Raw genomic sequence first — 21470 nt, 5'->3', positions numbered from 1 at the left:
GAGGGAGAACCATGATAAAAGCCATTTTTTTTGATATTGACGGGACGTTGATCACAAGTGATTCAAAAGTATTGGATAGTACCAGAGAAGCGATTCGTCTGGCGCAAAAACAGGGGATTTTCTGCGGAGTCGCGACCGGACGAGGGCCTGTGAGGATCGAGGAACGAATTGAACAGCTGCCTTTGGACGTCTTTGTGATGTACAATGGGCAACTGGTGTACACGCGAGAAAAGGATATTTACCAGCGTCCATTTTCTGCTGAGACATTGCAGCGGATCGTGAACTTTGCCGATGACGAACATCGGCAAATCATTTTTGGCGGACGTCGAAGAATGGATGGCAGCCATTTAATGAAATGGTCCCAAAATTCTTTATTAAAAAAGATCGCCAGCTGGATGCCCAAATGGTTTCCTGTTAGACCGACGAGAAGATTGTTGCAATCCTTCAGTCCAAATCGTCAAAAGGGGCGATACAAAAAGCTCTCGATTTTACAGGAACCGATTTATCAATGTGTGCTTTTCAGTGCAGAAAATGAAGCACAACGATTGCAAGAATTATTGCCGGATTGCTCGTTTCAGCGGTCCAATCCTTACTCGGTTGACATCGTTCCCAAGAATGGCTCGAAGTATCATGGCATCTTGGAGTTTACGAAAGCCGCTGGGATTACGCCTGAAGAGGTAATGGTTTTTGGTGATCACTATAACGATATTGAAATGATCAAAAAAGTCGGTATCGGAGTAGCGATGGGGAATGGACTGGATGAGGTCAAAGAGCAAGCGGATTATGTTACCGCAACGAATGAGAATGATGGCATTTATCAAGCAATGAAGTATTTCAATATCATTTAAAGAGGGATAAGTATGTCAAAAGAACCATATCAAATGGCTAAAGAATTTCATGAAACCTTTGCGCCAGCGCCACCTAATTTACCAAAAGCATTTTCTAAAGAACGTGGGAGCTTTCGTGCCGGATTTAAAGCTGAAGAGATCGTCGAATTCTTGTATGGTGTTGCAGAAGGTGATGAAGCGGAGTTTTCGGATTTAGTTGAGAAGCTTCACGAAAGTGTTGAACAGGCAAAGGAAAAGGTTTTAACCAAGGGGGAAAAGGTCGAAGATGCTTTAACGGCCGAAGTGGATGCCCTGACCGATTTGCTTTATTTTACGTATGGCTCATTTGCCTTGATTGGCGTTAATCCTCAACCGATTTTTGAGATCGTCCATCGGGCGAATATGGGGAAACTCTTTCCTGATGGGAAGCCGCGGTATCATCCAGTGACTAACAAAGTGATGAAGCCGGAGGATTGGCAGCAAAAATACGCACCTGAACCATTGATCAAAGAAGAAATAAACAGACAAAAAGGAAAAGCCGAAAAGTAACGGCTTTTCCTTTTTTAATCAAAAAATGTGTAATAAAGTGAACGTACAGCTAAGCGTTCTTGCTCACTGCGAATGGCGAAGATAATACTGCGTTCATCGGCGCCTTGAGAGATCATCCGCAAATTGACATTTTTACGGGCTAGAGCAGCGGTGCTGTCAGAAGTTGTTCCTGGCCGCTCACGCATGCCTTCACCAACAAGGGCGACTACGGACAGTCCATGCTCGATCGATAGCTGATCCGGTTGGATTTTCTCTTCGATCTGCTTCATTAATTCTGCTTCAATATCACGAGTCAACTGGCGTTCTCTCAGGATGATCGAGATATCATCAATTCCTGAAGGCATATGCTCAAAGCAAATGTTCAGATCTTCAAGAATTTGCAAAATACGTCGAACGATACCGACTTCTCGGTTTAACAAATATTTGCCAACCGTTATTCCGCAGAAGCCGCCATCACTGGCAACTCCCACCACTTCATTCCGGCTAACATTCTCAAAGGATTTCTTGATTAACGTTCCTTGGCATTCGGGGTTATTAGTGTTTTTAATAATCACAGGAATCTGTGCTTTAAAGGCCGGCATCAGGGCTTCGTCGTGAAAAACGGTAAAGCCGGCATACGTCAACTCACGAATCTCACGATAAGTAGCATATTCAATCAGTTCAGGATCATGGATATATTTGGGACTGGCCGCGAAAATACCATCCACATCCGTGAAGTTCTCGTACAGGTCGACCTTTAAACCTGCTGCAACGATCGAACCGGTAATATCCGATCCGCCTCGAGAAAAGGTACAAAGGTGGCCATCAGTTGTGTAGCCAAAGAATCCTGGGATAATTAGGATATCTTCAGACTCGCGCCATTGATAGATTTTTTCATAGGATTCCTCTAGAATCCGGGCGTTTTGCGGTTCATTGGAGACTGTGATTCCTAACTCTTTTGGATTGATGTAGCGAGCACGGACACCATTTTTTTGGAAACATGCTGCGACTAATTGGGCATTTAAATTCTCTCCACTGGCTAAAAAGCTGTCTAAGGCATAAGGATCGGCTTCGTCAAAGTTTTCCTGCAGCTGCCTTAATTCAGCACTAAAAGTATTCTCAATATCGTCATCGACCTGAAATTCTGCCGCGATCTCGGTATAACGCGCGACGATTTCACGGATCAATTCGTCAGTATCGTGTTTGTAAACAACAGCATTATAAAATTGAATCAATAAGTCGGTGACTTTTTTGTCTTTATTGGTTCGCTTTCCTGGAGCAGAAACCACCACGAAACGACGGCCGGAGTCGCCTGTCACGATCGATAAGACTTTTTTTAGTTGTTCAGCTGAAGCTACGGAGCTCCCGCCAAATTTGATCACTTTCACTTTAATCACCTCTTATTTTAATGTGGCTTTAATATTATCTGAAAAGTTGCACAATTTCAAGGGGATTCGACGCTTTCTCGAATAGAAAATTTGATAAAATTACACTTTTCTTAAATTTATTGCAATTGAAGCAGTCAGCAAAAAATGCTAGTATGAGGAGTGACTGTGCGATAAACATTTCTAAAGGGATTTCAAAACTAGCTAGTGAAGAGAAAAGTCTTTTGTGTTATAATCTACGTTAGATGTTTTCGCCAAAAAACTGATAATAATGAACCATTAAATAAACTGAATCTGGATAGTTGAAAGGAAAATCATACATGGGAAGTAATGTAATCATAGGGATCGTTATCGGCTTAGTCATTTTGGCTGCCGTTTTATACTTGATTGGTTATCTGATGAAGAAAAAAAATCAAGAACGCTTAAAAGAACTTGATAAAAGGAAAGAAGCGTTATTCGATCTTCCTGTCGTGGAAGAGGTCGATGAAGTGAAAAAAATGCATCTTGTCGGCCAAAGTCAAAATACTTTCCGTGAATGGAATCAAAAGTGGACAGATGTTTCGACGAAATCTTTTGCTGAGCTTGAAAGTCAAATCTTTGAAGTTGAAAGCCAAAATGAGACCTTCCGTTTTATGAAGGGAAAATCGGCGATCGAAAGCGCAGAGCGCACGATGACTGAGATGGAAGAAGAAGTCGAAGGAATCCGTACAGGATTGAAGGAATTACGCGAGACGGAGGAACGTAATTCATTAGCCGTTCAGCAAGCGTTAGATGTTTTTGAAGAATTGAAAAAGGATCTGAAGGAAAAGAAAGACAGCTTTGGACCTGCTTTACCTGAGATTCAAAAACAGGTAAAAAATGTGGAAATCGAATTTACGCAATTCGTTACTTTGAATACTTCAGGCGATCCGATCGAAGCCCGAGAAGTATTGGATGATGCAGAGAAGCATACGTACGAAGTACAAGAAACGATGCAAAAGGTTCCTGCTATTTATGAAGATTTAGAAAAAACTTTCCCAGGCCAGATCGATGAACTAGAAAAAACTTATAAGAAAATGATGGCTGACAATTTTGTTTTACCAGAGGATGATTTCGAAGAACGTCTGGATAAAGTGAAGAAGCATGTTGAACGTTCATTAGAGGATCTAGAGAAAATCGAGTTAGGTACTGTGGAAACAGCCAATAAAGAAACGGCTGAATTGATCGATGATCTGTATGTCGTATTAGAAAAAGAATTTGAAGCGAAAAAATATGTTTTAACTAACCGTAAAACAATCGGTGAATATATTACTCACGCTGCTCGGAATAACCACCAATTGATGGTCGAGTTGGACCACACCTCTCAGAGCTACGCATTGAACAACAATGAGTTGGGACGTGCCCGCGGGTTCCAAACAGAGATTGAAGAACTGGAACGTCGCAACCGCAATATGGAACCACAGATTGACAAACATGAATTAGCCTTTTCCGAAGTTCAAGTGTTCTATAAGGATGCCTTCAAAGTCTTGGATGATATTGAAACGAAACAAGTTGAGATCGATGATGACTTACACGATTTGCGTAAAGGTGAAAAGGAAGCTTCTGAGAAAATCGAGAAGTATGAATTCCGTTTACGCAATCTAAAACGCTATGTAGAACAACAACGTTTACCTGGCTTGCCTGGGGATTACTTAGAATTCTTCTTCGTAGCGACGGATCGTGTGGAAGAGTTAAGCAAATCATTAAACAAGATTCGAATCAATATGCAGGATATTAATAAGCTTGTGAGTCTTTGCGATGAGGACATGGAATTGTTGGATCAAAAGACCTACGACTTAGTGGATGCTGCAGCGTTGACGGAGCAAATGATGCAATATGCGAATCGTTACCGTCATACTCATCCTGAAATCAAGAGTGCGATTGAGAACAGTTTGGAACTATTTAACAGAGAATATCGTTACCAAGATGCCTTGGATGAGATTGGCACTGCGCTAGAACGAGTTGAACCTGGTGCTTTTAAACGGATTGAGGATTTCTATTTTAACAACCGAGATTTAGTCTAAGCTGAGCGATTTGCTCAGCTTTTTTACTTTATTTCGGAGAAATGAAGATCGACGTTATTGGCAACTGTTAAGGAAGAGGTTATGAAACTCTTCTTATTTGTAAGGATTACTTGAAGTGTTATGACATTCTCGCTATAATAGGAAAGAATTTTTGAAGGAAGGTCGAAGAATGATTTATTTTGATAATAGTGCGACGACGGCAATTTATCCATCCGCACTTGATACATATGTAAAAACGAGTCAACGGATTATGGGGAATCCCTCTAGTCTGCATGACTTAGGTACACAGGCGAATCGTTTGCTGCAGCAAGCGCGAAAACAAACAGCAGACTTGCTGAATGTGAAAACCAATGAAGTCTTTTTTACCAGCGGCGGCACGGAAGGGGATAACTGGGTACTGAAAGGTACAGCGATTGCTAAGCGAGAATACGGCGATCATCTCATTATTTCCAGTGTTGAGCATCCGGCTGTCAGTCGAACAGCCGAACAACTAAAAGAACTTGGATGTGAAGTTAGTATCGCACCAGTTGATCAAAATGGTTTTGTAAAAGTCGAGCAGTTGGCTAAGCTGATTCGTCCTGAAACGATTTTAGTTTCGGTTATGGGAGTCAACAATGAGATGGGAGCAATTCAACCGATCGAAGCGATTAGCAAAGTGTTGGAAGACCACCCCACGATTCATTTCCATGTGGATGCCGTACAGGCGATTGGTAAAGTTGAGCAGGAAAAATGGCTGACACCACGGGTTGATTTTGCTACTTTTTCTGCCCATAAATTTCACGGTCCTCGTGGAGTTGGTTTTATCTATTGGAAGGAAGGCAAGAAGCTGGCACCGTTGTTAAATGGCGGCGGACAAGAAAGTGGGCAGCGGGCAACGACTGAAAATCTTCCTGCTATTGTGGCGATGAGTCGGGCTTTGCGCCTACACCTTGAGAAAAAGGCAGAACGACCAAACCACACAGCAGTCATTCGTCAATACTTAAAGGAAGCGTTAGCTAGCTATGAGAAGGTAACGATTTTCTCTGGCGATGAGGATTTTGCGCCGCATATTTTAACGTTTGGAATTAAAGGGATTCGCGGGGAAGTGTTGGTTCACGCCTTGGAGGAAAAACAAATTTTCGTGTCAACGACGAGTGCTTGTTCAAGTCGTAAAAAGGTCGATAGCTCGACATTACATGCCATGGGGGTTCCCCATGACATTGCCACGACGGCAATCCGAGTTAGTTTAGATGAAGCCAATACCATGGCCGAAGCAGAGCAATTCATGGTGATATTCAACCATCTTTACGACAAGTTTTCGAAGATCAATTAAGACCGCTTCATGTAAATAGTGATTATGGATGCCAGTTGAAGCATTAAAAGACAAAGAAGGTCAAGAACTGACATTATAAATAAGGAGAATGATCGTGCAATATACTGAAATTATGGTGCGCTACGGAGAGTTATCAACCAAGGGAAAGAACCGTCGCAGTTTTATCATGCGACTCGCACAAAATGTCCGTGGGGCGTTGGCGGAATTTCCTGATTTGAAAATTCATGCTGATCGTGACCGAATGCATATTTTATTAAATGGTGAAGACAGCCGTTTGGTTTTACCTAAATTAGAAAAGGTTTTTGGGATTCAAACCTTCTCGCCAAGTATTCGCGTAGAAAAAACACTTGATGATTTGAAGCAAATGACGCAGCAAATCATGCAAGAGATTTATACGGGAAAAGAAACCTTTAAGATTACTGCTAAGCGTAGTGACCATCACTTTGAATTGGATAGTCATGGTATCCAGCAATATCTAGGAGATGCAGTAATGGATGTTTGTCCCGATATCAAAGCCCAGATGAAGCGTCCGGATATTAATTTGCGGGTAGAAATTCGCCGTGATGGGGCTTATCTTTCTTACGAAACGATCAAAGGAGCTGGTGGATTGCCAGTTGGGACCAGTGGTCGTGGAATGTTAATGCTGTCTGGCGGGATCGATTCCCCAGTTGCTGGTTACTTAGCGATGAAACGCGGAGTGGAGATTGAGGCTGTTCATTTTGCCAGCCCGCCTTATACTAGTGAGCAGGCGCTGCAAAAGGCCAAGGATCTGACAGAAAAATTAACGCCATATGTTGGCGGAATCCAATTTATCGAAGTTCCTTTTACTGAAATTCAAGAAGAAATCAAAGCCCATAGCCCACAAGGATATTGGATGACATTAACACGTCGGATGATGCTGCGATTAACAGATGCGATTCGCGAGATGCGTCATGGATTAGTCATTATCAATGGGGAATCACTGGGCCAAGTAGCCTCACAAACATTGCATAGTATGGTAGCCATCAATGAAGTGACGACTACACCAATTATTCGACCAGTCGTGACAATGGATAAAACTGAAATCATTGAACTAGCAGAAAAGATTGATACCTTTGAGTTGGCCATTCAGCCGTTTGAAGATTGCTGTACAATCTTTGCGCCACCTCAACCTAAGACACGACCAAAACTGGAGAAAGTTTTGGAACTGGAGGAACGCTTCGATATTGAAGGGTTGATGGCCCGCTGTTTAGCTGGATTGAAGATTGAAGAGATCATGCCTGCTCGAACAGAGAAAAACGAAGAGTTCGCAGATTTTTTATAATAAATTTGAGCAAGAAAGTGTACTTTCTTGCTCTTTTTTTTGTAAAAGATTGTTATTGTTTTTTCTACATGTTAAAATCGTTTATGTGAAGTAATTAACAAACAAGAGCTCATAGACTAATATACGGCGAGAGAATCGACCTAATTTTTTGCTAAAAAAATGATTACACTAAAACGAACAAGGATGTCAGTTCAGCTTTTCGCAGTATTATAGCTCATAAGAAATAGAAAGCTATGCTCAAAACAAGCAAAAGAACTGTTTAGCAGAATGATATACGGCGAGAGAATCAGCCTAATTTTTTGAAAAAAAATTATTACATTAAAACGAACAAGGATGTCAGTTCAGCTTTTCGCAGTATCTATAGCTTAGAAGAAGTAGAAAGCTATTGTCCAAGTAAGCAAAAGAACTGTTTAGCAGAATGATATACGGCGAGAGAATCAGCCTAATTTTTTGAAAAAAAATTATTACATTAAAACGAACAAGGAGAAAAAACATGGAGCGAATCATTCAAAAACCCCAACTATCGAAAGCGACAACTAAAAGACTGTCTTTGTATTTACGTTGTTTGAAAGGATTGGAGAAAAATGGTGTTACTCGCATCAAATCTTCCGAGCTCAGCAAAATGACTCAGGTAGGATCTGCGACGATTCGACGTGACTTTTCCCATTTTGGAGAGCTTGGCCGCAGTGGTTACGGCTACGATGTCAACGACTTGATTAAGGTTTTTAGCGACATGCTGGAAACGAAGGAAGAAAAACGGATCGCATTGATTGGCTGCGGGAACTTAGGCCAAGCGCTGCTAAATAATAATTTTCGTCGCAATGAAAATTTGAATATTGTTTGTGCATTCGATAACGATCCTGAAAAGGTTGGCAAAGAGCTGTGTGGCTACCTTATTCATTCGATTGATGAGATGGATGAGGTGTTGGCGGAAGAAAAAATTACTGTTGCTATCTCTACGGTTCCCAGTCAAAATGCTCAAGCAGCAATTGACCAAGTGGTTGCAAATGGAGTCACAGCCATTTTAAATTTTGCGCCAGATCCTTTAAAAGTGCCGGATAATGTCCATGTCCATTATATTGATTTAACCTCGGAGTTACAGACGTTGATCTATTTTGATGGTCAGTAGGACTTTACAAGTTTCCGAGTTCATTGTAGAATGAGTCAGACGATGATCAAGAGGAGTATATGAGGATTAAAGTTCTAGAGAGAAGATGCACGGCTGAAACATCTTTACTTTGACTCATAGAAGGTAGCTTGGGAGTTTTGCGATCTGAAAGAAGTAAGAACGCACGGTACATGTCCGTTACACATGTTCGAGCGGCAGAGTCTTTTTCTGCAATTTAGGTGGTACCGCGTAATTTACGTCCTAGAACACAGTTGTGTTCTAGGATTTTTTTTCGTTAGTTCTGCTTTTCGCAATTTATTATGAAGGCACATCCTAGTTAAAAAGGTTCTGACGAAACATGAAACGGAACTGTTTAGCGGATTCGTATACGCACAAAAAAGAGTACCTGTTGCTTTGACTAAAGAAGCTGTACCAGCAATCAATCTTTTAAAATAGGAGGAATTTAAATGACTGAAAATTTACCAACAAAATTCAATCCGCAAGAAGTAGAAGCGGGTCGTTACCAGAAATGGTTAGACCAAGATTTATTCAAGCCATCAGAAGATCAGCAAGCAAAACCTTATTCGATTGTTATTCCGCCCCCAAATGTAACTGGGAAGTTGCATCTAGGTCATGCGTGGGATACGACGTTGCAAGATATGATCATTCGTCAGAAACGGATGCAAGGCTTTGATACGCTGTGGCTGCCTGGGATGGACCATGCGGGTATCGCGACGCAAGCAAAAGTTGAAGAAAAATTACGAGAACAAGGTATTTCCCGTTATGATCTTGGTCGTGAAAAATTTGTTGATCAGGTTTGGGAATGGAAAGAAGAGTACGCAGGACATATTCGTGAGCAATGGGCGAAGTTAGGCTTATCCCTGGATTATAGCCGTGAACGTTTTACTCTTGATGATGGCTTATCCGATGCAGTGCGTAAGGTTTTTGTTTCGTTATACGAGAAGGATTTAATCTATCGTGGCGAATACATCATCAATTGGGACCCGCAAGCGAAAACGGCTTTGTCTGACATTGAAGTTATCCATAAAGACTTAGAGGGTGCCTTCTATCATGTTTCTTATCCGTTAAGTGATGGCAGCGGTGTGTTGGAAATTGCGACGACTCGTCCTGAAACGATGTTAGGAGATACAGCGATTGCTGTCCATCCAGAAGATGAACGCTACCAAGACTTGGTTGGTAAGACAGTAATTTTACCATTAGTCGATAAAGAAATTCCAATCATTGCGGACAGTTATGTTGATCGTGAGTTTGGAACAGGGGCAGTGAAAATTACTCCTGCTCATGACCCGAATGACTTTGAAGTGGGTAATCGTCATGATTTGCCGCGAGTAAACGTGATGAATCCGGATGGCAGCATGAATGAGCTGGCCGGCAAGTATGCGGGCATGGATCGTTTCGAAGCACGTAAAGCAATCGTTGCTGATTTGAAAGAAATCGGTCGTTTGATCAAAGTCGAAAAAATGGTTCACAGCGTTGGGCACTCAGAACGTACGGGTGTTGTTGTTGAACCACGTTTATCAACTCAATGGTTCGTTAAGATGGGGCCTTTAGCTGACCAAGCGGTAAAAAATCAAAGTACCGATAATGCGGTGGACTTTTTCCCGCCTCGTTTTAACAATACCTTTATGACTTGGATGGAAAATGTCCACGATTGGGTAATCTCTCGTCAATTATGGTGGGGTCATCGTATTCCTGCTTGGTATCATAAAGAAACCGGCGAAATGTATGTTGGCATGGAAGCTCCTGCGGATAGCGAAAATTGGGAACAAGATCCGGATGTATTAGATACTTGGTTCAGTTCAGCCTTATGGCCGTTTTCTACGATGGGCTGGCCGGACGAAGCAAGTGAAGATTACAAACGCTACTTCCCAACCAGTACCTTGGTGACCGGTTACGATATTATTTTCTTCTGGGTAAGCCGGATGATTTTCCAAAGCTTGGAATTCACGGATGAACGTCCATTTAAAAATGTGTTGATCCACGGTTTGATTCGTGATGAACAAGGCCGTAAGATGAGTAAATCTTTAGGCAACGGGATCGATCCAATGGACGTGATTGAAAAATATGGTGCTGACGCATTGCGTTGGTTCTTATCAACAGGTTCAGCGCCAGGTCAAGATGTTCGCTTCAGTTATGAAAAAATGGATGCAGCTTGGAACTTTATCAATAAAATCTGGAATGCTTCTCGTTTCGTAATTATGAACGTTGAAGGCTTTACCGCTGAAGATATTGATTTCTCTGGTGAGAAAACTGTGGCGGATCGTTGGATTTTAACTCGTTTGAATGAAACGATTGAAAAAGTAACCAGCCTGTTTGATCAATTTGAATTTGGTGAAGCTGGACGTCAATTGTATAACTTCATGTGGGATGACTTCTGTGACTGGTATATCGAGATGAGTAAAGAAATTCTTTACGGAGAAGATGAAGAAGCAAAACAAACGACGAAGAGCATTTTGGTTTACGTTTTAGATCAAACCTTACGTCTATTACATCCAATTATGCCTTTTGTAACAGAAGAAATTTGGGCGAAGATTCCACATACTGGCGAGTCATTAGTTGTTGCGGACTATCCAGTGGTTCATCCAGAATACAATGACAAAACAGCCGCAAAAGGTATGGAATTTTTGAAGGAATTGATTCGTTCAGTTCGAAACATTCGGGCGGAAGTGAATACACCACTTTCAAAACCAATTACTTTACTGATCAAAACGAATGATCAAAAAATCGATGAATTCTTAATTGAGAACACCAGCTATATCGAACGCTTCTGTAATCCAGAAGAATTGGTGATTGCAAGCGACATTACAGCACCTGACTTGGCGATGTCAGCCGTATTGACTGGCGCAGAAATTTACTTGCCATTAGCCGGTTTGATCAATATCGAAGAAGAGATCAAACGACTTGAAAAAGAATTGGCAAAATGGAACGGTGAAGTCAAACGTGTCCAAGGTAAATTAGCCAATGAACGCTTCGTGGCGAATGCACCTGAAAACGTGGTTGCTGAAGAACGAGCAAAAGAAAAAGATTATTTAGAAAAACAAGCAGCGGTTCAAGAACGGATTGAAAGTCTGCGGACGATTTCTTAATTGATTGATGAGTGTGACCTGTAATTTGGGTCGCGCTCATTTTTTATCTGATAATCTCATAACTAAATTTATAAATTGGTGGATTTCCTCAGCACTTATCCATCTTTCTTCAGGAAACTTTGCTATACTAGAGGCATGCAAAAAAAGAGATAAACGAGGCGAATACTATTGATGATAGAAGAAGCGATTGCTTGGATTCATAGTCGTAAAAAATTTGGCTCACGCCCAGGTTTAGAACGCATCCAAGCGTTATTAGATAAAGTAGATAATCCAGAAAAAAAGGTGCCTGTGATTCATATTGCCGGAACGAATGGTAAAGGTTCAACGGTTGCCTACTTACGCAGTATCTTAATTGAGGCGGGGGTTACTGTCGGCAGCTTTACTTCCCCTTACATTGAAGAATTTAACGAACGAATCGCCATTGACGCCCAGCCAATTCCAGACAATCAGCTGATTGTCTATGTCGAAAAATATCAGCCAATCGTCGCTGAGCTTGATCGAGACCCAGCAATTAGCGGGATTACGGAATTTGAGATTTTGACAGCAATCATGCTGGATTATTTCGCGACAGAACAAGTGGACGTTGCCATCGTTGAAGTTGGCTTAGGCGGCTTGCTGGATTCAACCAATGTCGTGAAACCGATTTTGACGGCTATTACAACGATCGGATACGATCATATGGATGTTTTGGGAGATACCTTAAACGAGATCGCCGGACAAAAAGCCGGAATCATCAAAAAAAATGTACCCGTAGTAACAGGAAAAATTACGAAAGGTCCGTTGATCGAAATTGTGGAAAAGGCAGCGAATGAGACAGCAAAAATGTATCGCTACGGCGAAGAATACCAAGTGGATTATTTGCGACCTGATGCCACTTGGGGCGAGCTGTTCAATTTTACCGATCAAGCTGGCAAGCTTACATCACTGAAGGTACCATTATTGGGGCGTCATCAAGTAGAAAATGCCGGAGTAGCGATTGAGCTGTATCATCTCTATTGTGAACAAAAGGGTCTGCCATTTGAAGAGAAGACCATTCAAAAAGGGTTGATGAAGGCACAATGGCCGGCTCGAATGGAAAAGGTCAGTGACGAACCCTTGATCGTCATGGATGGGGCGCACAACGGACATGCAATCAAACGCTTAGTCGAAAATGTAAAACGCGAATTTCGCGATTATAATATCAATATTCTCTTTTCAGCGTTGGAGACAAAGGATGTTGACCAGATGCTTGCATTGCTTTCAGAAATTCCTAATGCTCACATTTATCTGACCACATTTGAATATCCTAAAGCGTTGGATCTTAGTCGCTTTGACCATCTGGATAGCCGCTTTGAGGTGGTTTCATTATGGCAATTCGGCTTAGGAGAATTATTAGAGGATATGGGTGCAGATGATTTACTATTGATTACGGGCTCATTGTACTTCGTTTCTGAAGTACGTCAATTATTATTAAATTTAGGAGGTACGAATGAAAAAAGTTAAGGGAATCATTTTCGACATGGACGGCTTATTGTTTGATACGGAGTCGATTTACTGCGAAGCCAATTTGGTGGTAGCTGAGAAATACGGTCTGCCTTTTACGAAAGAGATTTATGCACGTTTTATCGGTATCTCAGATGAAGAGGTGTGGGCAGAGCTGCATAAAATGTATGCTGATCATGGCGAGGAGACGGTGCAAAAATTTATCGATGAAAGCTGGGGAATGGCTCATGATCGTTTCAAAACCGGTGAGGTCGATTTGAAACCAGGTGTCCATGAATTGCTCGCTTATTTAGAGGAAAAAGAAATTCCGCGGGTAGTGGCGTCTAGTAATGTGCGACCGATTATTGAAATTTTACTGGAGCATGCAGGAATTCGTGACAAATTTTCGGACATTATTTCAGCTGAGGACGTGAAATTTGCCAAACCTGATCCAGAAATTTTTGTAATCGCGTCGAATCGCTTAGGACTTGCGCCTGAAGATTGCTTAGTGTTAGAGGATTCGAAAAATGGGATCTTAGCCGCAGAAGGAGCGGAGGTGCCAGTAGTGATGGTACCGGATATTCTTCCGCCAACCACTGAATTAAAAGAAAAAACAGAAGCGGTTTTCTCCACCTTGCATGAGGTAATCGACTTTTTAGAAGCATAAAATTAACTCCTTTGCGTACTTTAAAGAAAAGTAGCAAAGGAGTTTTTTATGGAAAAAAGTTTGTTATTACAAGAGCTGCCTGAAAGTTCATGGCCGCGGGAGCGTTTGCTTAGAGAAGGTGAGAAGCATTTATCGGATCAGGAACTACTAGCGATTATCTTGCGCAATGGATCGCGTCAGCAAAATGTGATGGAATTAGCGGGTAGTATTTTGCGTGAATACCCAGCACTCTATGATCTAAAGCATGCAACGCTGCAGGAGCTGCAGCAATTTAAGGGAATTGGCAAGACGCGAGCAATTGAATTAAAGGCGATGATGGAATTTGGTTATCGAATCAATCGCGCATTACAGCCAAAGATGGGGAAGGTTCAATCTAGTCTTTCTTTAGGTCAACAGTTGATCACAGAACTAAAGGATTACCATCAAGAGCATTTAGTCGCCTTCTTTTTGAATACGAAAAATGAAATTATTTCGCAGAAGACGATCTTCATTGGCTCGCTGAATCAGAGTATCGCCCATCCCCGGGAAATTTTTCGCGAGGCGGTGCGAATTAGTGCAGCACGGGTGGTATTAGGTCATAATCACCCCTCGGGAAATCCCACGCCGTCACATAATGATTTGGCTTTTACTGAACGTGTTCAGGAGTGCGGAGCGATGATGGGAATCGAGTTATTAGACCACATTATTGTTGGTGAAACCAAATATTTCAGTTTGCGTGAAGAAAAGTACTTAAAGTAGCAATTGAAAACCCTTGCGCATAGAATAAGTAGAATGTTAAACTATTATTGTAATTTTGTTTGAGATACGAGTTGGTATACAGATGTTTCCCTTTTCGTAGGCCGGCAATGTTACACATACTTAATTAAGTGCTTAGGCACGAGGAGGATTTTATTCATGGAAAACGGAACAGTAAAATGGTTTAACGCAGAAAAAGGTTTTGGCTTCATCACTCGTGAAGATGGCAGCGATGTATTCGTACATTTCTCAGCTATCCAAGGCGACGGTTTTAAAACATTAGAAGAAGGACAAGCAGTAACTTTCGATGTTGAAGAAAGCGATCGCGGACCTCAAGCAGCTAACGTAACTAAGCAATAATACGACAAAGCCTTAGAGAAAAAATCTCTAAGGCTTTTTATTTTGGTTCTGATTTGCTTGGTTTCTTTCATATATTTTGCATATGAGAAGCAGTAACGATTTAATTTTCCGTCGAAAATTGGAAGAAGCGATCCTCTTCTAAATTTTCGACATGATTGGCATTATTAACTGCTAATGCGGCTTTACCGATACAGTATTGCCAGAAAAAATCAAAGAAGAGGCTGGTACTTTTTTCAGGCTTAATGGTATTAAATATGTCTCTAGTGACTTGCTTAGTTAATTGAATCGTATCAGAATCCTGTAGAAAAAAGCGATAGAATTCATCTGGGTAATCGGTGGCATAATTGGTTATCGCTTTTGAGAGAGCTTGTAGTGTCTTTGGTTCCTGATCTTCCAGAAAATCGGCATATTTCAATAAAACGCGGGTAGTTAAAACCGACTTTAGCTCCGCCAGATTCGCAAACTCACGATAGATTGGCTGGGTTGAACAAGCGATATGTTGTGCGATATTACGAGCATGAAATTTTTTGAAGCCTTCATTGATAATCAATTGATAAGCACCATCTATAATCTGGCTTCGTTGCACGCGTTGAGTTCTTACCATAATTAATCTTCCTTTATTTTGGATTGAAGAAGCTATAAAATAACACGTGTTAATTTATAGCTTTTTCTAACTAACTTTCATTGTGCAAATAAAGCAGCTGATTGTCAATTGATTTTTGATAATTTCAAGAAAATAATACTTTTTTTTGCATAAAAACTGAAAATTATTTTTTATCGGTTAGAAAATGATAGTAAGCTCAAGAATAAAAAAACATCCATCTAGGAAATCAGATGGATGTTTTTGTTTAATTATCAGGGGTCATGATCATCGGTAGAATCATTGGATGGCGCTCTGTTTGATCAAATAGGAACGGTTGCAAGGCAGCTACCATCGCATTTTTCAATTTAGCTTCAGTACAGCCAGCCTCATTTAAGGCCTCTCGTAATGCATGGAACAAAATCCGTTGTCCTTCATTAATCATTTCGCCAGATTCACGCATGTATACAAATCCGCGAGACAAAATATCTGGACCAGCTAGGATTTCTTTTTTCTCAATATCAACAGTTGCGACAGAAAGAACTAAGCCTTCTTCTGAAAGAATGCGACGATCGCGTAAGACCACGTTGCCGATGTCGCCGATACCGCTGCCGTCTACATAGACATCACTAGCATTGAAATGACCAGCTCGCCGTGCGCTGTCTGCAGTCAATGCAAGCATATCGCCATTTTCCATGATAAAGCAATTTTCTTCAGGAACGCCAGTATCTTGTGCTAATCCTGTATGGATTTTCAACATTCGGAATTCACCGTGGATGGGAACAAAATATTTTGGCTTCATCAGGCGCAGCATCAGTTTTTGTTCCTGCTGACTACCGTGACCTGAAGTATGAATGTTATTGACTTTTCCATGAATGACTTCAGCGCCTGCTTCTGAAAGCAGATTGATCAAATGGTTGACGCTGGTTGTGTTTCCAGGAATAGGCGAGCTTGAGAAGATCACTGTATCATCCGGTTGAATTTGGATTTGACGGTGCGTACCATTAGCGATTCGTGAAAGAGCCGCCATTGGTTCACCTTGCGATCCAGTACATAAAATCATCAATTCGTTTGCTGGCAAATTGTTTATTTCATGTGCATCCACGAATGTACCATCAGGAACTGTGATGTAGCCTAATTTTTGTCCGTTGACGATCGCGTTTTCCATACTGCGTCCGAAGACGGCTATTTTACGCCCTGTTGCCACAGCGGCTGAAGCAGCTTGCTGCAAACGGGAAATATTGGAAGCGAAGGTAGCGAAAATAATTCGTCCTTCAATTTTTTCCATAATGCGCAAAATGGACTGTCCAATTGTCTGCTCAGATTTCGTAAATGTTGGCACTTCGGCATTGGTGCTGTCAGAAAGCAAGCACAATACGCCTTCTTCTCCAAGCTTAGCCATTCGATGCAGGTTCGCAGGTTGACCGACTGGTGTAAAGTCGAATTTAAAATCTCCTGTTTCTACGATATTTCCTGACGGTGTTTTAACTACAACACCTAATGGATCAGGGATACTATGAGTCGTACGGAAAAAGCTCACAGACGTTTTGCGGAAACGAATCACAGAATCCTCGTCGATCTCATGTAATTCTGCATCACGCAATAAACCATGCTCGTCCAATTTATTCTTGATTAAAGCCAAAGCTAACGCCCCTGCGTAAATAGGAATGTTTGCTTGTTTCAATAAATACGGTACGCCGCCGATATGATCTTCGTGTCCGTGTGTAATTACTAATGCTTTAACCTTATTGAGGTTTTGGATTACATAACTAAAATCGGGAATGACATAATCAATTCCTAGTAAATCATCTTCAGGAAATTTTATTCCAGCATCAATAATGATGATTTCATCTTGGAATTGAACCCCATACATATTTTTTCCGATTTCGCCCAATCCACCAATGGCAAAGACACCAGTTTCATTGTTTTTTAGCGAAAGTTTCATATTAGAACTCCATTAACTTGAAGTCAGCATTCTCTTTTTCATATTCTAAATGATTGCCTTCTAAAAGTTGAATGTATTCCACGTTATATGGGGTATTTTCGCGTAATAAATTGTGAACGATTTCTTCGTTGTCTGCTTCTACATACAATGAGTGAGTTTGTTCGCGTTTTGGGTTCCGTTCTTTGGTTTCTTGATAATAAACTTTGTAAATCATGAATCTATCTCCTTTATTTGCTTTATAGCAATTTTTTCCACGACAAAATGAGGGGCGGCTGCCACCTATTTTTTTATGCTCGACGCTTTAGCTTATTTAAAGCGCTGAGAAGAAGCCTCGTCTTTGCTTCTTGCTTGAAAAAACAATTTCACCGTTCTTTGGGTTGTTCTTACAACAATTACCTGTAGTTTATCACAGAATAAATAAGAAGTATAGAAACTAGGAAGGGAAATGAGGATTCCTTAGAAATTTTCAGAAAGTCTAAAAAAGTAAAAGTAGAAAAACAATTTTTCATGCAGGCAGAAGTATTTTTTTTATGCTATATTGGAGACATTACGGTATAGAAAGAGGCGAGAAAAATGAAGTTAATGTTGCGCTATACCTTGCGTTACAAAAAGCTATTATTATTTGATTTTATCAGTGTTTTTGGGTTTATCCTGATCGAGTTAGGACTGCCGACGATTTTGGCAATGATGATTGATAAGGGAATTGGAAATAACGATTTTAACTACGTACAGAAGATGGGGATCCTAATGATTGCGATCACTGTAGTTGGAATTGTCATGAGTATTTCGCTGCGTTACTTCAGTTCTCAGATCACCTCTAGAATGGTCGCTGCGATTCGCGATGATCTGTTCGAAAAGATCCAAAGCTTTTCCCATTCAGAATATGAACAGATTGGTGTACCCTCATTGATTACACGCACAACCAATGATGCCTATCAAATTATGCTGTTCATGCAGAATATTTTGACTACAGGTTTTATGACACCCATGATGTTTGGCATGAGCTTGTATTTGATTATACGAACGAGTCCAGGTTTAGGGATATACGTGTTGTTGGCGTTGCCGATACTATTATTGGCAGTCATCCTGATCGCAAAATATTCGGAACCATTGTCAACGAAGCAGCAAAAGAACCTAGATAATATTAACGGCATTCTACGGGAAAACCTTTCAGGCTTACGTGTGATTCGGGCGTTTGTCAATGAAAAATTCGAAGAAACGCGTTTTCGCTTAGTGAATGATGCCTATACGAATAGTTCAAAAAGCCTGTTTCATTTAATGGCAGTAGCACAGCCAGGATTTTTCTTCCTATTTAATATCGTGATGGTCTTGATCATCTGGAACGGGACTGTGCAAATCAGCGATGGTGCCTTGGCAGTTGGAACGTTAATCGCTTTTATCGAATATATTTTTCACGCGTTATTCTCCTTCATGCTGTTTGCTACAGTGTTCATGATGTATCCGCGAGCGAATGTTTCAGCAGAACGGATTCAAGAGGTTTTTGATATGGAACCAATTATCAAAGACAATCCTGAAAAAACAGCAGAACCAACAGAAAGAGGTTCATTGGAATTTCGTAATGTAACATTTGCTTATCCAGGTCACTCAGAAAGTCCGGTGATACGCAATGTCAGCTTTACGGCAAAAGCAGGTGAAACGGTGGCTTTTATCGGCAGTACCGGTTCAGGAAAATCGACATTGATTCAATTGATTCCGCGTTTTTACGATGTGACGGAGGGTCAGGTATTAGTCAACGGACAAGATGTACGTGATTATCAATTGAAAGATTTACGGGAAAAAATCGGTTATATCCCACAAAAGGCCCAATTATTTACTGGAACGATTGAAGATAATTTGCGTTACGGAAAAAAGAATGCCACGCAGGCTGAGATGGAGCAGGCAGCTGAAATTGCACAAGCTGCGGAATTTATCTCGCAGAAACCAAAGGGCTATCAAGAAGAATTAGCAGAAGGCGGGAGTAATTTCTCTGGCGGACAAAAGCAACGCTTGGCGATCGCGCGAGCGGTGATTCGCCGCCCTGAAATTTATATCTTTGATGACAGCTTTTCTGCATTAGATTATCAGACAGATGCAAAACTTCGTGCTCGATTGAAAAAGGAGACAACTGAATCTGTGGTCTTGATCGTTGCTCAGCGAGTGGGAACGATCATGCATGCGGACAAAATTGTCGTGTTGAACGAAGGAGATGTTGTGGGGATCGGAACACATCGGGAATTGTTAGAGAAATGTCCGATCTATTATGACATCGCCGCATCACAATTATCAAAGGAGGAATTAGCATGAGAAACAGCATTTCTTCTTTAAAACGGTTGATGCATTATATCAATCCATACAAAAAGTCTTTCATTATTGTGCTGATCCTTGCGGTAGCGGCCTTAATTTTGGGGACGTGGATGCCGTATCTAACTGGACTGCCGACAACGGAGGTCAGCAAAAATATCGCACAGGGTGAATCTATTAATTTTGATTATGTCTTTAAGTGGCTGATCGTGATCGTGATTGTCGGTATCGTTTATTGCGGAACACAGCTAGGAACGGGTTGGCTGATGGCCAATGTCGTACAGTCAGCGATGCGCGATTTGCGGGAGGATATTGAGGCTAAGATCAATCGTTTGCCGGTTTCTTATTTTGACCGCAATCAGCAAGGAAATATTTTGTCGCGAGTAACTAATGACGTGGATGCTGTCAGCAACGCCATGCAGCAGGCGATCATTAAATCAATTAATGCGGTGTTGGGTATCTTATTAGCAGTTGCTATGATGTTTTATATCAATCCGATGATGGCTTTGATTTCGATGATTATGATTCCATTATCCCTCGTCATCACTCGAAAAATCGTTCAGGTTTCGCAAAAGGATTTTCAAGGAATGCAGAATTCTTTGGGAGAAATGAATGGTTACGTCCAAGAAAATATGACCGGTTTCAGTGTCTTAAAACTATATGGACGGGAAAAAGAAACCTTGGCAGGGTTTAGTAAAGTCAATCATGAGCTTCGTCGCTTTGGTTTCCGAGCTTCCTTTGTTTCCAGCTTGATGCAGCCACTGGTGCAATTGACGGCGTATGCGACATATATTGCGATGGCGATACTAGGAAGCTGGAACGTTATTCATGGGGTAATCTTAGTTGGTCAGCTGCAAGCCTTTATTCAATATATATGGCAAGTCAGCCAGCCGATGGGAGAAATCACTCAGCTGTCTTCAATGATCCAAAGTGCTTCGGCTTCAGCTAAACGGGTTTTTGAAATTTTGGATGAACCAGAAGAAGAATTGAATGACCACGATCTGCCGTTGCCAGAACCAGTACAAGGAAATGTGGTCTTTGATCATGTTCAATTCAGTTATGATCCGAAGAAACCATTGATCGAGGATTTGAGCTTTGAAGTAAAAGCTGGAGAAACGGTAGCGATTGTAGGTCCAACCGGTGCTGGTAAAACAACCTTGATTAACCTGTTGATGCGTTTTTATGACATCAATAGTGGAAGAATTCTCATTGATGGGGTAAACACTCAAGAAATGAATCGCTCGGATGTTCGCTCCTTATTCGGAATGGTGCTTCAGGATGCTTGGCTGTACGAAGGAACGATTGGAGATAATATTCGTTTTGGACGTTTAGAGGCGACGGATTATGAGGTCGTTGATGCCGCGAAGACTGCCAATGTAGATCATTTTATTCGGACGATGCCTAGTGGGTATGAAATGGAGATCAATTCTGAGGGAGACAATGTTTCTCTTGGGCAGAAGCAATTACTGACGATTGCGCGAGCGATTATTTCTGATCCTAAAATCTTGATTTTGGATGAGGCGACTAGTTCTGTCGATACTCGGTTAGAAGGTCTGATTCAAAAAGCAATGGACCGTGTCATGGAGGGGCGGACAAGTTTTGTGATTGCCCACCGGTTATCGACGATTCGCGATGCGGATCATATTCTAGTCATGAAAAATGGACAGATTATCGAACATGGCACGCATACCGAATTATTAGCACAAGGCGGATTCTACGAGCAGCTGTATAACAGCCAGTTTATGGAGGAAGCAGAATAGAACGTTTAGAGGTCGATTCATAAGCGTTCAGCATTATGAGTGTCGTTTA

At 41.3% G+C, this 21470-nt stretch carries 17 protein-coding genes and 1 other annotated feature; of the genes, 13 read left to right on the top strand and 4 right to left on the bottom strand.

Annotated elements, in window-relative coordinates; all coding sequences use genetic code 11:
- The first annotated feature begins 11 nt into the window (after positions 1-11).
- Both IGI52_RS10290 and IGI52_RS10285 read left to right on the top strand, forming a co-directional pair.
- Positions 12-848 carry a Cof-type HAD-IIB family hydrolase gene (locus IGI52_RS10290; protein WP_102871716.1) on the top strand — a complete coding sequence of 279 codons (837 nt, stop codon included), beginning with the start codon at positions 12-14 and terminating at the stop codon, positions 846-848.
- 12 nt (positions 849-860) lie between these two features.
- Positions 861-1376, top strand: a complete 516-nt coding sequence (locus tag IGI52_RS10285; protein WP_127979599.1) for an HAD family hydrolase — start codon at positions 861-863, stop codon at positions 1374-1376.
- A 14-nt stretch (positions 1377-1390) separates the two neighbouring features.
- Here the strand turns inward: IGI52_RS10285 and IGI52_RS10280 are convergent, their stop codons facing one another.
- A complete protein-coding gene (locus IGI52_RS10280) occupies positions 1391-2743 on the bottom strand; it encodes an aspartate kinase (RefSeq protein ID WP_016181211.1) in 1353 nt (450 codons plus the stop codon).
- 317 nt (positions 2744-3060) lie between these two features.
- Between IGI52_RS10280 and IGI52_RS10275 the strand changes: the two genes are divergently transcribed.
- The 9 genes from IGI52_RS10275 (at position 3061) to IGI52_RS10235 (ending at position 14835) form a co-directional block, all read left to right on the top strand.
- The gene (locus IGI52_RS10275) at positions 3061-4782 is read left to right on the top strand and encodes a septation ring formation regulator EzrA (protein ID WP_016181212.1); all 1722 of its coding nucleotides are present in this window, start codon (positions 3061-3063) and stop codon (positions 4780-4782) included.
- Between the two features lie 169 nt (positions 4783-4951).
- On the top strand, positions 4952-6094 hold the full coding sequence (locus tag IGI52_RS10270; RefSeq protein ID WP_016181213.1) for a cysteine desulfurase family protein: 1143 nt from the start codon (positions 4952-4954) through the stop codon (positions 6092-6094).
- Positions 6095-6188: 94 nt separating this feature from the next.
- Positions 6189-7397 carry a tRNA uracil 4-sulfurtransferase ThiI gene (thiI, locus tag IGI52_RS10265; RefSeq protein WP_016181214.1) on the top strand — a complete coding sequence of 403 codons (1209 nt, stop codon included), beginning with the start codon at positions 6189-6191 and terminating at the stop codon, positions 7395-7397.
- A 493-nt stretch (positions 7398-7890) separates the two neighbouring features.
- Positions 7891-8526, top strand: a complete 636-nt coding sequence (locus tag IGI52_RS10260) for a redox-sensing transcriptional repressor Rex (protein ID WP_016181215.1) — start codon at positions 7891-7893, stop codon at positions 8524-8526.
- Between the two features lie 33 nt (positions 8527-8559).
- Positions 8560-8772 (top strand) — a binding site (T-box leader).
- Between the two features lie 200 nt (positions 8773-8972).
- Positions 8973-11612: a valine--tRNA ligase gene (locus IGI52_RS10255; RefSeq protein WP_016181216.1), complete on the top strand. Its 2640-nt coding sequence runs from the start codon at positions 8973-8975 to the stop codon at positions 11610-11612.
- Positions 11613-11783: 171 nt separating this feature from the next.
- Positions 11784-13094, top strand: a complete 1311-nt coding sequence (locus IGI52_RS10250) for a bifunctional folylpolyglutamate synthase/dihydrofolate synthase (protein ID WP_016181217.1) — start codon at positions 11784-11786, stop codon at positions 13092-13094.
- Positions 13081-13740 (top strand): HAD family hydrolase, encoded by a 660-nt coding sequence (locus IGI52_RS10245; protein WP_048719612.1) that lies wholly within the window; start codon positions 13081-13083, stop codon positions 13738-13740. Before IGI52_RS10250 ends, IGI52_RS10245 begins: the two co-directional genes overlap by 14 nt.
- Positions 13741-13788: 48 nt before the next feature.
- Complete coding sequence (radC, locus tag IGI52_RS10240) at positions 13789-14478, top strand: RadC family protein (RefSeq protein ID WP_016181219.1); 690 nt, start codon at positions 13789-13791, stop codon at positions 14476-14478.
- Positions 14479-14634: 156 nt separating this feature from the next.
- Positions 14635-14835, top strand: coding sequence for a cold-shock protein (locus tag IGI52_RS10235; protein ID WP_016181220.1), 201 nt, complete (start codon positions 14635-14637; stop codon positions 14833-14835).
- 100 nt (positions 14836-14935) lie between these two features.
- On the opposite strand, the gene IGI52_RS10230 is transcribed toward IGI52_RS10235, so the two are convergent.
- From IGI52_RS10230 to IGI52_RS10220, 3 genes are all read right to left on the bottom strand, one after another.
- Positions 14936-15439 carry a TetR/AcrR family transcriptional regulator gene (locus IGI52_RS10230; protein ID WP_016181221.1) on the bottom strand — a complete coding sequence of 168 codons (504 nt, stop codon included), beginning with the start codon at positions 15437-15439 and terminating at the stop codon, positions 14936-14938.
- Between the two features lie 244 nt (positions 15440-15683).
- Complete coding sequence (gene rnjA, locus IGI52_RS10225) at positions 15684-17360, bottom strand: ribonuclease J1 (protein ID WP_016181222.1); 1677 nt, start codon at positions 17358-17360, stop codon at positions 15684-15686.
- 1 nt (position 17361) lies between these two features.
- Positions 17362-17574, bottom strand: coding sequence for a DNA-directed RNA polymerase subunit epsilon (locus IGI52_RS10220; RefSeq protein WP_016181223.1), 213 nt, complete (start codon positions 17572-17574; stop codon positions 17362-17364).
- Positions 17575-17933: 359 nt separating this feature from the next.
- Here IGI52_RS10220 and IGI52_RS10215 point away from each other — a divergent pair, with 359 nt between their 5' ends.
- Together IGI52_RS10215 and IGI52_RS10210 are read left to right on the top strand one after the other, a co-directional pair.
- Positions 17934-19664 (top strand): ABC transporter ATP-binding protein, encoded by a 1731-nt coding sequence (locus tag IGI52_RS10215; protein WP_016181224.1) that lies wholly within the window; start codon positions 17934-17936, stop codon positions 19662-19664.
- A complete protein-coding gene (locus IGI52_RS10210; RefSeq protein WP_438781211.1) occupies positions 19661-21421 on the top strand; it encodes an ABC transporter ATP-binding protein in 1761 nt (586 codons plus the stop codon). The genes IGI52_RS10215 and IGI52_RS10210 overlap by 4 nt, the downstream gene beginning before the upstream one ends.
- Positions 21422-21470 lie beyond the last annotated feature (49 nt).

The sequence above is a fragment of the Enterococcus sp. DIV0187 genome (assembly GCF_051713785.1).
GTDB lineage: Bacteria > Bacillota > Bacilli > Lactobacillales > Enterococcaceae > Enterococcus_A > Enterococcus_A avium.
This window is presented reverse-complemented; position numbering and strand designations above follow the sequence as displayed.